Consider the following 13,204-nt stretch of genomic DNA (forward strand, 5'->3'; position numbering starts at 1 on the left):
CGCGGCCGGAGCGGCGCCCCGCCGGTCCGGCTTCGGCGGGAACCGGGCCGGGAGCAGCGGCGGAGACGGGCGTGGGCCCGGAGACAGGCCGACGGCCACGAGGCCCCGAGGCCCGGGGTCCGAGGCGGACGCGAGGAAACACCCATGCGGCACACACGGCACCGGTCCCCCGAGTCCTCGGAGCCGACGGCGGATCCCGACGCGCGCTGGCTCGGGCCGGTGGTGCACCTCGCCTTCTACGCGCTGCTGGGCGGCTCGCTCGTCCGGTACCTGCTGCGCCACCCGCCGGGCCCCGGCGTGACCTGGGTGGTCGTGTCGGCGGCGCTGCTCGCCCTGCTGTACGCCCTCGGTCCGGTGGCCGGTCCGGCCCGCGGGCGGGACCGGCCGGCCTCCCGTCCGCTCGTGTGGCTGGTGGCGGTGGTGGCGGCCTGGTCGGTCCTGACCGTGCTGGCGCCCAGCTTCGCCTGGTGCGCGGCCCCGTTGCTGATCCTGGCGCTGCGTTCCCTGCCGGCCGGCGCGGCGATACCGCTGGCGTGCCTGCTCACGGTGCTCGTCGTGGTGTCGCTGCAACGGCTGAGCGACGGCTTCGACCCGGCGGTCCTCGTCACCCCGCCCGCCGTCGCCGCTCTGATGACCGGCGTCTTCCTGCACATGGAGCGGCAGGCGGAGCGGCGGCGCGCCCTCATCGAGGACCTGCTGCGCACCCGGCGGGACCTGGCGGCCACCGAGCGCCGCGAAGGCGCGCTGGCCGAGCGTGCGCGGCTGTCGATGGAGATCCACGACACCCTCGCCCAAGGGCTGTCGAGTCAGAAGATGCTGCTGCAGGCCGCCGACCGGGTGTGGGAGAGCGACCCGGCGGCGGCGCGCGAGCACGTGCGGGAGGCCGCTCGGGGCGCGGGCCGCGATCTGGCCGAGGCCCGGCGCTTCGTGCACGACCTGGCGCCGGCCGATCTGGCGGACGGCGGCTCGCTCCTCGCCGCGCTGCGCCGTCTCGCCGAGCGCGGGACGAAGGACGGCCTCACCGTGCGCCACCACATCGAGGGCGTGCCCCTGCCCCTGCCCGAGCGGGGTGAGGCCGCCCTGCTGCGCGTCGCCCAGGGGGCGCTGGCCAACGTGCGGCAGCACGCGGGAGCGACGCGGGCCGCCGTCACCCTCAGCTATCTCGACGACCAGGTGGTCCTGGACGTGGCGGACGACGGCCGTGGCTTCGATCCGGGCGCGCTCCCCGCCCCCGGACGTGAGGGCGGGCACGGGCTGCCCGCGATGCGCGCCCGCGTCGCACAACTGGGCGGCACGCTGACCGTCGAGTCCGCCCCCGGCGAGGGCACCGTGCTCACCGCCTCGATCCCCCTCACCCCTCCGGAGCCCCGATGACCTCACCCGCCCCCTCCGCCCCCGATTCCCTCGCACGTGTGCTGGTCTGCGACGACCACGCCGTGGTGCGGGCCGGGCTGCGGGCGCTGCTCTCCAGCGCGGACGGCATCGAGGTCGTCGGTGAGGCCGCGGGTGGTGACGAGGCCGTCGCGCTGGCCGGCCGGCTGGCGCCGGACGTCGTGCTGATGGATCTTCAGCTCGGCCCCGGCACGGACGGCATCGAGGCCACCCGCCGCATCACCGCCCGGCCCGTCGCCCCCCGCGTCCTGGTCCTCACCACCTACGACACGGACGCCGACGTCACCCGTGCGCTGGAGGCCGGCGCCACCGGGTACCTGCTGAAGGCCGAGCGGCCGGAGGAACTGTTCACCGCGATCCGCGCCGCGGCGCAGGGCCGTACCGCGCTCTCCGCGCCGATCGCCGGCCGCATGGTGGCGGCGATGCGCGCTCCCCGCCCGGGCCTCACCGCCCGGGAGCTCGACATCCTGGCGCAGCTCGCCCAGGGCCTGGCCAACCGCGAGATCGCCCGCGCGCTGTTCATCAGCGAGGCGACCGTGAAGACCCACCTGAGCCGCATCTACGACAAGCTCGGCGTCGACAACCGGGCCGGTGCCGTCGCGGCGGCCAAGGAGCGGCGCCTGCTTCCCTGAACGGCGGCCCCGGCGAGGGCCGCAGGCCCGCCGCGCCGCACCCTCGGGCCCCGCCTCGCCGCCCCTGCGGGCCTGCCTCGGCGCACCCCGGGCTCACCTCGGCGCACCCCCGGGCCCGCCTCGGATCAGCAGGTGGGCGCAGGCCTCCCGGTCGAGCGGGTACTCCCGCTCCGGAGGCAGCAGTGCCCTGGCCGCGTCGACGTCCCCCGCCGTCAGCAGTGCCTTGATCCGGTGCGCCCGCGGTGTCACGTCCTCGATGCCCAGGATCCACTCGTCGGCGTACCGGGCCGCCGCCTCCCCCGCGAGGCCCAGCTGCAGCGACCGGTGCGGCAGCGGCCGCATCCGCAGGTCACGTTCCGGATCCCACTGCACCCGTGCCGGCGCCCGCCGCAGCTGACGGCTCCAGGACGCCCGGTCCTCGTGCGGGCCGCGCGCGTAGTGCGAGAGGCAGGCGTTGCGCAGTGCCCACTCGAAGCCCTCCCGGCGGATCCGCACGGCCGGCACGGTCTCCTGACCTTCCTTCGTGGCCCAGCCGCAGCGGTACATCATCCACAGGAAGGAGGGCTTGACCCAGGTCATCCGGTCGCGCTTCCAGGCCGCCGGGAACCGGCCGTCGCGCGCCGCCGGCCTCCCGATCTCCGGCCGGTACGCCTGGTACACGGTGACGGCGTCCTCGGACCAGTCCGCCGTGACCTGGTAGCGCGGTTCGGTGCTCCCGCCGCTCTCGTCGTTCATGCGGACAGCCTGACCCGCGCGCCCCGCGCCCCGCCACGCATTTCCGCGGGTGCCACTTCCTTCCGCCCCGCCCGTCTCATCCGGCGCTGCGCGGGCACCCTGAGGGCGTGACGGCCGGGCGGTGGGCGATCTCCGCGTGGCGGCGGCCCGTGGTGGCCACCGCGGCGGGCGCACTGCCCGTGCTGTCGTTCCCGGAGCCGAACTGGTGGTGGTCGGCCCCCGTGGCGCTGGTCCCCTGGCTGCTGCTGATCCGGACAGCGCCGACCGGCCGGCGGGCCGCCCTGGACGGCTGGTGCGGCGGTTTCGGCCTGATGTTCGCCGCCCACCACTGGCTGGTGCCGAGCCTGCACGTCTTCACGCCGGTGCTCGCCGCGCTGCTGGGGGCGCTGTGGGTCCCCTGGGGCGCCCTGGCCCTGCGGCTGCTGACCGGCGCTCCGTCCGCCCGGCGGGCCGCGTGGGCGCTGCTCGCACTGCCCTCCGGCTGGCTGATGATCGAACTGGTGCGGTCCTGGCAGGGGCTCGGAGGCCCCTGGGCGATGTTCGGGGCGAGCCAGTGGCAGACGGCTCCCGCGCGGGCCCTGGCCTCCGTGGGCGGGGTGTGGCTGCTGAGCTTCCTGCTGGTCTGCGTCAACACCGCCGTCACGCTGTTGCTCGCCGTCGGCCCTGGCCGGCGGGTCGCGGTGGCGGCGCTGGCCGTGGTGACGGTGGCCGCCGCGGGCTCCTGGGCGTGGGCCCCTCGGCCCGCGCCGGGCGGCACGGCGCGGATCGCGCTGGTCCAGCCGGGCGTCGTGACCGGCGCGGACGGCCCCGAGCGGCGGTTCGCCCTGCAGGAACGGTTCACCCGAGGACTGGCCTCGCGCGAGCAGGAGCTGGACCTGGTGGTCTGGGGCGAGAGCAGTGTGGGCGCGGACCTGGTGACGCGTCCTGACCTCGCCCGCAGACTCGCCGCGCTCTCCCGTGACACCGGCGCGCCGCTGCTGGTGAACGTGGACGCCCGCCGCGCGGACCGCCCCGGGATCTTCAAGAGCTCGGTGCTGGTCGGCCCGCAGGGCCCCTCCGGGGACCGTTACGACAAGACGCGGCTGGTCCCGTTCGGCGAGTACGTCCCGCTGCGGTCACTGCTCGGCTGGGCCACCTCGGTGGGCCGCGCGGCCGACGAGGACCGACGCCGCGGGTCGGCCCCGGTGGTGATGGACGCCGCGCCCGGGCTGCGTCTGGGGCCGCTGATCTGCTTCGAGTCCGCGTTCCCCGACATGAGCCGGCGTCTGACGGCCGAGGGCGCGGGGCTGCTGGTCGTCCAGTCCTCCACCTCCACCTTCCAGCGGAGCTGGGCCCCCGAGCAGCACGCTTCGCTGGCGGCGCTGCGGGCGGCGGAGACCGGCGTCCCGGTGGCGCACGCCACCCTGACCGGGGTCTCCGTGGTGTACGACGGCTCCGGTCACCCGGTGGGACCGCGGCTCGGCACGTCCGAGCGCGGCGTTTCGGTGCACACCGTCCGCCTGGCGGGGCCCGGCGCCACCCTGTACACCTCGTGGGGCTCGTGGCCCCTGCCGTGCGCCGCGGGCGTCCTCCTCGTCCTGGCGGGGACGGCGGCCAGGGCCCGGCTCCGCGCGCGCCACGGCTGACGGCGGCGGGCCGCCGCCCGGGCGCCCACGCGGCCCGCGCCGGCGCGGCAACCCCGGCGACGCCACGTCACCCTTACGAAGGGACCGCCCGCCTGTCGGCTGTCCCCGCCCGTCCCGCAACCGCCAGAGTGACGAGGGTGAAGCGAACGACGACCACCACCGCCCTGCTTCTCCTCACCGTCGCCTGCGCCACGCTCTCCGGCTGTGTGACGGTTCCCGCCACCGGCCCGTCCCCCGGGGTGTCCGGCGCACCGTCCGCCCGGTCGGTGCCCGGCCCGGACGGCGAGGGCGCCCCGCTGCCCGTGGGCTCCGCGGCCACGAAGGACGGGAAGGGTGCGAAGGGCGCCGGGGCCGGCAAGGACGCGAAGGACCGCGCCGACGCCGAAGACGCCGAGCAAGGCAAGGGGAAGGGCGGCAAGGACGGCAAGGGGAAGGACGCCGGCAGCCGCGAGCGCCGCGAGGACGCCGAGGACGGCAAGGGCGGCACGTCCTCGAAGAGCGCCGCGGAGGGCAAGGGCCCACGCGGGGGCGGATCCGACGGCCGCGACTCCGACCGGGAGCGGGGCGACCGTCCGGCGCCGCCCCGTTCCGGCGAGCGCGACCGGGACGCGGCGGGCCGCCCGGACCGGCCGCGCCGCCCGCGGAGCGGTTCGGTCGACGCCTGCGGGATCGGCACCGAGTACGGCGGCTGGCAGCAGGGCAGCGCCGAGGAGGCGATCTGCCGGAAGATGCAGAACCGCGCCACCAAGTAGGCCGTGCCGCCCGGGGCCTGGGCGGGCGCGTCAGGGTTCCAGGCCGACTTCCAGCCGCCGGATCTCCTCGCGCACCCGCGTGCCGTAACCGTCCCCCGGCAGGTCCTGGGCCGCGCGCCGGGCCCGGCGGAGGTGGCTGCGGGCGGCCTCCGGGCAGCCCAGCTTGGCGTAGTCGGCCGCGACGTTCAGGTGCAGCGAGGGGTACAGCGACCGGACCGCCTCCATCAGCTCCTCGGCGGCGGAGAGCGCCCGCAGGTCCCAGGCGAGTTCGTCGGCGGGGTCGTCCTGGGTGTCGGCGAGGTAGTGGGCGAGGGCGCAGCGGTGGAAGGCGTCCCCGTCCGCGCCGATCTCCTGCCAGAGGCCGAGGAAGCGGCCGCGCGCCTCCTCCCGGTCGCCGCCGTGGTGCAGCAGCACGGCCTGGCCGATCCGCGTCGTCACGCCGACCGCGCCCGCGTCCCGTTCCTGAAGCCCCATCGCGCCCTCCGTCGCCCGCCGTTCCCGGCCTGACCGGCGGGACCGCCGCACGGCGGTCCCGCGGTCGACGCTAGGGCCGGCCGGACCGCCCCGCCCGGCGACGCCGTCCGGTCGGCGGCACGGCGTCCGCGCCGAAGCGGGGCAGGCGGCACGACGCACCCGCGCCGGGTCGAGGTGGGCGGCACGACGCCGTTCGGTCGGCGGCACGGCGCCCCTACGCCGGGGCGGGCGCCGGCCGTGTGCTGTCGGCGTCAGCCCAGGTCGGGGATGCGCCAGTCGATGGGCTCGTGGCCCTGGGCCGCGATCGCCGCGTCGATCTGGGTGAAGGGGCGCGATCCGAAGAACTTCTTGGCGGACAGCGGGGAGGGGTGCGCCCCCTTCACCACCGCGTGCCGGCTCTCGTCGATCAGCGGCAGCTTCTTCTGGGCGTAGGCGCCCCACAGCACGAAGACGGCCGGGTCGGGCCGCTCGACGACCGCGCGGATCACCGCGTCGGTGAACTTCTCCCAGCCCTTGCCCTTGTGCGAGTTGGGCTCGCTCTCGCGGACCGTGAGCACCGCGTTGAGCAGCAGCACGCCCTGCTCGGCCCAGGGCATCAGGTAGCCGTTGTCGGGGATCGGGTGGCCGAGTTCGGCCTGCATCTCCTTGTAGATGTTCCGCAGCGACGGAGGCGTCCGCACGCCCGGGCGCACGGAGAAGCACAGGCCGTGGCCCTGGCCGGGGCCGTGGTACGGGTCCTGGCCGAGGACGAGGACCTTGACCTTGTCGTACGGCGTCGCCTCGAGGGCCGCGAAGACCTCCTCGCGGGGCGGGTAGACGGGGCCGTTCGCCCGCTCCTTCTCGACGAACTCGGTCAGCTCCTTGAAGTAGGGCTGTTCCAGTTCGCCGCCCAGTACCCCGCGCCAGGACTCGGGCAGCATGGCGATGTCGGTCACGTCAACGTCCTCCGGTGTGCGGTCACTTCCAGGTCTGGAACCTACAGCCGCCCACCGACAACCGTACCGGCGCCCCGGAGCGCGTGCGGGGCGCGGACGGCGGGGCGGGCCGGGTCGGCACACGGCGGGGCCCGGTGACCTGCCGTGCCGGCCGGTCACCGGGCCCCGCCCGCCTTCGGGTGCCTCGCGTCAGGCGACGCCGGCGTTGAGGAACAGACCGCCCTCGACCACCAGGTTCTGGCCGGTCATCCAGCCGGAGGCGTCCGAGGTCAGGAACGCGGCGACGCCGCCGATGTCCTCGGGCACGCCGAGCCGGCCGAGCGGGTAGCCCGCGGCGACCTCGGCCTCGCGGTTCTCGTACAGCGCCTCGGCGAACTTGGTCTTGATCACGCCGGGCGCGATCGAGTTGACCCGGACCTGCGGCGAGAACTCGTGCGCCAGCTGCAGCGTCAGGTTGATCATCGCGGCCTTGCTGATGCCGTACGCGCCGATGAACGGCGAGGCCTGCACGCCGGCCACCGAGGCGATGTTGACGATGGTGCCGCCGTTGTCCCGCTGCCAGGCGGCCCAGGTCTTCTGGGCGAAGCCGAGCGCGGAGATCACGTTGGTCTCGAAGACCTTGCGGGCGACCGCCAGGTCGAGGTCGGCGATCGGCCCGAAGACCGGGTTGGTGCCGGCGTTGTTGACCAGGTGGTCGACCCGGCCGAACGCCTCCATGGTGGCGGCGACGACCGCCTCCTGGTGCTCCAGGTCGTGGGCCTTGCCGGCGACGCCGATGGCGCGGTCGGAGCCGAGGCGCTCGACGGCCTCCTTGAGCGCCTCCTCGTTGCGTCCGGTGATGCAGACGCGGTCGCCGCGGGCGACGAACGCCTCGGCGATGCCGAAGCCGATGCCCCGGCTGGCGCCGGTGATGACGGCGACCTTGCCGGAGAGCTCGGGCAGTTCGGGCTGTGCGGTCATGGGGGGTTTACCTCCGTGTCCCGGTACCTTGCGGTCCGGCGTCAGTTGAGCGGGCCGCCGGCGACGTACAGGACCTGGCCGGAGACGAAGCCGGCCTCCTCGCCCGTGAAGAAGGCGACGGCGTTGGCGATGTCCTCCGGGACGCCGACCCGCTGGACCGGGATCATCGCGGCGGCGCCCTTCTTGAAGTCCTCGAAGTCCACGCCCACCCGCTCGGAGGTGGCCTTGGTCATCTCGGTGGCGATGAAGCCGGGGGCGACGGCGTTGGCGGTGACGCCGAACTTGCCGAGCTCCTTGGCGAGGGTCTTGGTGAAGCCCTGCAGACCGGCCTTGGCGGCGGAGTAGTTGGCCTGGCCGCGGTTGCCCAGCGCCGAGGAGGAGGACAGGTTCACGATGCGGCCGAACTTGGCGTCCACCATGTGCTTCTGGCAGGCGCGGGCCATCAGGAAGGCGCCCTTGAGGTGCACGCCCATGACGGTGTCCCAGTCCAGGGCGCTCATCTTGAACAGCAGGTTGTCGCGGAGCACGCCCGCGTTGTTGACGAGGATGGTCGGCGCGCCGAGCTCCTCGGCGATGCGGGCCACGGCGGCCTCGACCTGCGCCTCGTCGGAGACGTCGCAGCCCACGCCGATCGCCTTGCCGCCGGCCGCGGTGATCTGGTCGACGACGTCCTTGCAGTTGGCCTCGTCGAGGTCGATGACCGCGACGGCGCGGCCCTCGGCGGCCAGCCGGACGGCGGTGGCGGCGCCGATGCCGCGCGCCCCGCCGGTGACGACCGCGACTCGCTGCTCAGTGGTGGACATGGGTGCGTCTCCTCGCCCTCGGAAAGCCTGAACGCCTTCGGTGATCCTGCGGTGCGGTCTTCGCCCCGGACTCTACGCCCGGCAGGTGAGCGACCGCTTAGTACCCTCGGCAGGACGTGACGCTAGAAGCCCGGACACCCGCTGTCAACGGGCCACCGCGTGATGTGATCCACCTGACCGGTGCGGGAGGACCGTCCGGCCCCCTACCGGACGAGCAGGTCCAGCAGCCGGTCCGCCTCGGCCGCCGGATCGGCGGTCAGACCGGTGTGCACGGGGCCCGGCTGCAGGACGGTGGAGCGGGGCGCCACCAGCCACCGGAACCGCTTGCCGGCGTCGTCGTCCGCGGCCGGACCGGCGGCCTCGCCGCCCGCGCAGACGGCCTCGACCGCGCGCAGGGCGGCCCGCACCGCGCCGACGTCGGCCCCCGGGTCCAGGGCGAGCAGCCGGGCCTCGTCCAGGTGGGTCCGGGCGGCGACGAACCGCTCGCCGCGGCAGTAGAGGAGCACGCCCACGTTGACGCACTCGCCCCGCTCGACCCGCGGCACGGCCCGCAGGAGCGCGTACTCGTAGACCTGCCGGTCGCGGGTCCGGCGGTCGACGACGTTGCGGGTGAACACCTGCCGGTCGGCGTCGTGGCGTTCGAGCCCTTCGGCGTACCGGCTCACGTCAGTCCCTCGATGCGGTCGTGGATGGCGGCGGCGCGCGCCAGCAGCGGGCGGGCGTAGGCGTGGCGGAGCGCGTCGGGCGAGTCGAAGCCGGGCTCGCCGGCCAGCCAGCTCTCCGGGATCCGCGCCGTCACCTCGGCGAGGAGTTCCTCGGTCACCAGGGGCGCCAGCGCGGCGGCGGCCGCGGCGACGTCCGGTGAGAAACGGGCCAGGGCGTGGTCGGCGGCGTCGTAGGGGCGGGCCGCCGAGGCGTCGGCGGCGGGCCAGTTGTGGTGCCAGATCATGGTGGCGCCGTTGTCGATCAGCCAGAGCTCGCCGCGGTGCGTCAGCAGGTTGGGGTTGCGCCAGGAGCGGTCGACGTTGTTGACCAGCGCGTCGAACCAGACGATGCGCCCGGCCTCCTCGGGCGTGACCTCGAAGGCCAGCGGGTCGAAGCCGACGGCGCCGCTGAGGAACTCCATCCCGAGGTTGAGGCCGCCGCTCGCGCGCAGCAGGTCCTGCACCTCCCGGTCCGGCTCGCCCAGGCCCAGCGCGGGATCGAGGTCGACGACGACCAGGCGCGGCATGCGCAGGCCGAGCCGCCGGGCCAGCTCGCCGCACACCACCTCGGCGGTCAGCGTCTTGTGGCCCTGGCCGGCGCCGCGGAACTTCAGGACGTACAGGCCGAGGTCGTCGGCCTCGACCAGCGCCGGCATGGACCCGCCCTCCCGGAGCGGTGTCACGAAGCGGGAGGCTGCGACTTCGCTGAGCATCCGCCCAGGCTATACGGTGCCGCCGGCCGTGATCGCCGCGGACCGGGGGCCTGGCGACCGCCGCCCGGGACCCGCACGGCACCAGGGTCCCGGGCGGTGCAAGCCCCGCGACGGGGCACGGGTGCACGGCCCGGCCCGGCCGTCGGGGCCGGGCCCTGCGGCCGGGCCGGGCGGGCTCCGCCCCGCGCGGGCGGCGCGCGCGGCCGCGTGGCGCGCCGGACCGCCTTCCGGAAGGCGCCGCGGCGGCGGGCCCGGCGCCGCTGGGGCCGGCGGCCGGGCGGGGACGCCGGCCCCGGGCGGGGTCAGTCCGTGCCTGGCCCCGGGCGGGGTTAGTCCGTGCCGGTCAGCGGCACGCACCACTCCAGGCGGGTCCCGCCCTTCTCGGGGGTGCTGAACTCCATGGTTCCGCCCAGTTGCTCGGCACGCTCGGTCATGTTGCGCACGCCGCTGCGGCGGCCGCCGGAGGGCATGCCGACGCCGTCGTCGGTGACGGTGAGCCGCACGACGCGGCTGTCGGTCTCCAGGCCGACGTCCACCCGGCTCGCCCGGGCGTGCCGGGCGACGTTGGTGAGGGCCTCGGAGAGGACGGCCTCGACCTGGTCGGCGATCCGCGGGGGCACGTGGGTGTCGACCAGGCCCTGCATCCGCACGCCGGGCGCGAAGCCGAGGACGGAGGCGGACTCGCCGGCGAGGCGGACCACCCGCGCCCGGAGCCCGGAGCTCTTCCCGTCGCCGTGGGAGCGCAGGCCGAAGATGGTCGACCGGATGATCTTGATGGTCTCGTCCAGGTCGTCGACCGCGCGTACCACCCGGTCCGAGGCCCGTGGATGGTCGATGAACCGGCCGGCGCTCTGCAGCGTCATCCCGGTGGCGAAGAGCCGCTGGATCGCCAGGTCGTGCAGATCGCGGGCGATGCGGTCACGGTCCTGGAGGACGGCCATCCGCTCCGCGTCGTGCCGCCGGTCGGCCAGTTCCATCGCGATGGCGGCCTGCGCGGCGAAGGTCTGCAGCGGCTCGGTCTCCTTCTCGGTGTACACGGGCTCGCCGGTCTCGCGCACCAGCATCACCACGCCCCTGACGCCCGTGTCACCGGTGCCGATGGGCAGGGCCACGGCCGGGCCCAGCCCGGAGACGCGGGACGCGGAGGTGGCCAGCCGGTCATCGTGCGCGATGTCGTCGCTGGTGACCGGGACGGCCGAGGAGAACGCGGTGCCTATCAGGCCGCTGCCGGGCGCCATCTCCGCGCCGTGGAACGCCTCGGTCCCGGCGCCGGTGGCCAGCTCGACCCGCAGGGTGCGGTCCCCGTCGACCGGGACGGCGACCACGGCGCGGGCGGCGCCGGTGATCTCCCGGGCCCGGTCGGCGACCAGCCGGAGCACCTCGGTGCGGCCGACGCCGGACATCAGGCTGTGGGTGACCTCCGCGTTGGCCCGCAGCCAGCGCTCGCGCAGCCGCGACTCCTCGTACAGGCGGGCGTTGTCGATCGCCACGCCTGCGGCCACCGCCAGCGTGGACAGCACCGACTCGTCGTCCTCGTCGAACTGTGCCCCGCCCCGCTTTTCGGTCAGGTACAGGTTGCCGAAGACCTGCTCGCGCACCCGGATCGGCACGCCCAGGAAGCTGTTCATCGGCGGATGGTTCGGGGGCAGGCCGTAGGAGGAGGCGTGCTGGGACAGCGTGCCCAGGCGCAGCGGCTCGGGGTGGCGGATGAGCTCGCCGAGGATGCCGTGCCCCTCCGGCAAGGAGCCGATGGCGGCGATCCCGTCCTCGTCGACCCCCACCGTGTGGAAGGCCGACAGGCGCCGCCCGTCCGGGCCGATCACGCCGAGCGCGGCGTACCGCGCGTCGACCAGCACGGCCGCGGCCTCGACGATGCCGCGGAGGGCCTGCTGCAGGTCGAGCTCCCGGCCCACCGACAGGACGGCCTCCAGGAGGCTGTGCACCCGGTCCCGGGTGCCCCGGGCGAGGTCGAGCCGGGCCTGCACCTCCAGCAGCAGCTCGTCGAGCTGCAGCTGGGGCAGCCGCACCCGCGGCGGCTCGGGGAGTTCTTCGGTGCTGCCCACGTCGGCCTCTCAGTACTGCTCACGGGCCGGCCGCCCAGGGATCCGGCCGGCGATGACCGCCGCCCGGACCCGGCGTTCCACGCCGAGTTCGGCCGGCAGCCGCGAGATGTGGTTCTTGACGGTCTTCTCCGCGAGGTGGAGCCGCTGACCGATCTGCCGGTCGGTGAGGCCCTCCCCCACCAGTTCGAGGATCGCACGTCCCCGGCCGGTCAGGTTCCGCAAGGGATCCGGTCCGGACGCCGCCCCTGGACGCAGCCGGGCCATCAGCTTCGCCGTGGCGCCGGCGTCCAGCAGCGGCCTGCCCCGGGCGACCGTGCGCACGGCGGTGATCAGGTCGGAGCCCTGGATCTGTTTCAGCACGTATCCCGCGGCCCCTGCCGTGATCGCGTCCAGCAGGGCCTCCTCGTCGTCGAAGGAGGTGAGCATCAGGCACGCCAGGCCGGGCACGGCCGACCTCAGGTCCCGGCAGACGGAGACCCCGTCGCCGTCCGGCAGCCGCACGTCGAGCGCGGCCACCTGCGGGCGCAGCGCCGGCACCCGCGCCAGGGCCTGGGCGGCGGTGCCCGCCTCGCCGACCACCGTGATGTCCGGCTCGTCGTCGAGCAGGTCGCGCACTCCGCGCCGCACCACCTCGTGGTCGTCGAGCAGGAAGACCCGCACCGGGTCTTCCTCGCCGGTCCGCCCGGTGTCCGTCATCGCTCTCCTTCTCGTGGGTCCGCCGTGCCGTGGCGCGGCCCGACGTCGGCAGGCCCCGCGCCGAGCATCTCCGGGATCCGGCCGGGCGGGAAAGGGCCCAACGGCCCTGCCGTCCCGGCCGGCCGGCCCCGCTTCCGGCGTGGCCGGGCGGCCCGGCGGACAGGCGGTCAGGCCGTCAGGCGCCGAGCTCCGCGTCGTGCAGGGCGCGGTCGCCGGCGACCTCGCGGCCGGTGACCAGCTCGGGCAGGATCCGGATGAAGACCTCCTGCCGCGGCGGCACAGCCACCCAGGAGCGCGGGCCCCGCCGCGCCAGCCGCCGGTGCTCCGCCGGGTCGGTCACCACCTCGGCGGCGCCGGTGAGGACGACGCTCCAGCCCGAGCGGGCGGTCCGGTCGACCTCGTCGGCCTCGAAGGCCACCACGGTGCCGTCCACGGCCCGGGCCAGCTCGGAGGCGGCCGAGGTGCGCAGCACCACCGCGCCGTCGTCGTCGAGGCAGAAGTTCACCGGGAGCACGGCGGGCAGCGCCTGGCGGGTGTGGACGATCCGCCCGATGGCGGCGGTCCCCAGCAGTCGCAGGCTCTCGAGCCGGTCCAGTTCGCGGAATCCGTCGTTGCGGTACATGGCCGTCTCCGTCTTTCGCCCGGTGCCGACAGGGGGTGTACGTCGATTCTCGTGACGCCGCGGGCCTCGCGCGAGGGACCTCCGGGCACGGGGACCCG

Annotated in this window: 14 protein-coding genes; 4 read left to right on the plus strand and 10 right to left on the minus strand. The window is 75.4% G+C overall.

Annotated features, from left to right (window positions below; genetic code table 11):
• Positions 1–144: 144 nt before the first annotated feature.
• Positions 145–1,374: a sensor histidine kinase gene (locus Sfr03f_RS27380; protein WP_108956855.1), complete on the plus strand. Its 1,230-nt coding sequence runs from the start codon at positions 145–147 to the stop codon at positions 1,372–1,374.
• On the plus strand, positions 1,371–2,024 hold the full coding sequence (locus tag Sfr03f_RS27385; protein ID WP_108956856.1) for a response regulator: 654 nt from the start codon (positions 1,371–1,373) through the stop codon (positions 2,022–2,024). The genes Sfr03f_RS27380 and Sfr03f_RS27385 overlap by 4 nt, the downstream gene beginning before the upstream one ends.
• A 93-nt stretch (positions 2,025–2,117) precedes the next feature.
• On the opposite strand, the gene Sfr03f_RS27390 is transcribed toward Sfr03f_RS27385, so the two are convergent.
• Positions 2,118–2,759 (minus strand): DUF4291 domain-containing protein, encoded by a 642-nt coding sequence (locus Sfr03f_RS27390; RefSeq protein ID WP_108956857.1) that lies wholly within the window; start codon positions 2,757–2,759, stop codon positions 2,118–2,120.
• A gap of 107 nt (positions 2,760–2,866) precedes the next feature.
• On the opposite strand from Sfr03f_RS27390, the gene lnt reads away from it, so the two are divergent.
• Positions 2,867–4,384 (plus strand): apolipoprotein N-acyltransferase, encoded by a 1,518-nt coding sequence (lnt, locus tag Sfr03f_RS27395; protein ID WP_108956858.1) that lies wholly within the window; start codon positions 2,867–2,869, stop codon positions 4,382–4,384.
• A gap of 137 nt (positions 4,385–4,521) precedes the next feature.
• Positions 4,522–5,136: a hypothetical protein gene (locus tag Sfr03f_RS27400; protein WP_108956859.1), complete on the plus strand. Its 615-nt coding sequence runs from the start codon at positions 4,522–4,524 to the stop codon at positions 5,134–5,136.
• Between the two features lie 30 nt (positions 5,137–5,166).
• Here Sfr03f_RS27400 and Sfr03f_RS27405 read toward each other — a convergent pair whose 3' ends face one another.
• The 9 genes from Sfr03f_RS27405 to Sfr03f_RS27445 form a co-directional block, all read right to left on the minus strand.
• Positions 5,167–5,610, minus strand: coding sequence for a hypothetical protein (locus tag Sfr03f_RS27405; protein WP_108956860.1), 444 nt, complete (start codon positions 5,608–5,610; stop codon positions 5,167–5,169).
• Between the two features lie 251 nt (positions 5,611–5,861).
• Complete coding sequence (locus Sfr03f_RS27410; RefSeq protein ID WP_108956861.1) at positions 5,862–6,545, minus strand: uracil-DNA glycosylase; 684 nt, start codon at positions 6,543–6,545, stop codon at positions 5,862–5,864.
• Positions 6,546–6,734: 189 nt separating this feature from the next.
• Positions 6,735–7,505, minus strand: coding sequence for an SDR family oxidoreductase (locus Sfr03f_RS27415; RefSeq protein WP_108956862.1), 771 nt, complete (start codon positions 7,503–7,505; stop codon positions 6,735–6,737).
• A gap of 41 nt (positions 7,506–7,546) precedes the next feature.
• Positions 7,547–8,308: a 3-oxoacyl-ACP reductase FabG gene (gene fabG / locus Sfr03f_RS27420; RefSeq protein WP_108956863.1), complete on the minus strand. Its 762-nt coding sequence runs from the start codon at positions 8,306–8,308 to the stop codon at positions 7,547–7,549.
• Positions 8,309–8,511: 203 nt separating this feature from the next.
• A complete protein-coding gene (locus tag Sfr03f_RS27425; RefSeq protein WP_108956918.1) occupies positions 8,512–8,925 on the minus strand; it encodes a DUF3037 domain-containing protein in 414 nt (137 codons plus the stop codon).
• A gap of 44 nt (positions 8,926–8,969) precedes the next feature.
• Positions 8,970–9,725, minus strand: a complete 756-nt coding sequence (locus Sfr03f_RS27430; RefSeq protein WP_108956864.1) for a HipA family kinase — start codon at positions 9,723–9,725, stop codon at positions 8,970–8,972.
• A gap of 329 nt (positions 9,726–10,054) precedes the next feature.
• Positions 10,055–11,788 (minus strand): sensor histidine kinase, encoded by a 1,734-nt coding sequence (locus Sfr03f_RS27435; RefSeq protein ID WP_108956865.1) that lies wholly within the window; start codon positions 11,786–11,788, stop codon positions 10,055–10,057.
• A gap of 9 nt (positions 11,789–11,797) precedes the next feature.
• Positions 11,798–12,484: a response regulator gene (locus Sfr03f_RS27440; RefSeq protein WP_108956866.1), complete on the minus strand. Its 687-nt coding sequence runs from the start codon at positions 12,482–12,484 to the stop codon at positions 11,798–11,800.
• Positions 12,485–12,659: 175 nt separating this feature from the next.
• Positions 12,660–13,106, minus strand: a complete 447-nt coding sequence (locus tag Sfr03f_RS27445) for a pyridoxamine 5'-phosphate oxidase family protein (RefSeq protein WP_108956867.1) — start codon at positions 13,104–13,106, stop codon at positions 12,660–12,662.
• Positions 13,107–13,204 lie beyond the last annotated feature (98 nt).

It is taken from the genome of Streptomyces fragilis, assembly GCF_003112515.1.
Lineage (GTDB): Bacteria > Actinomycetota > Actinomycetes > Streptomycetales > Streptomycetaceae > Streptomyces > Streptomyces fragilis.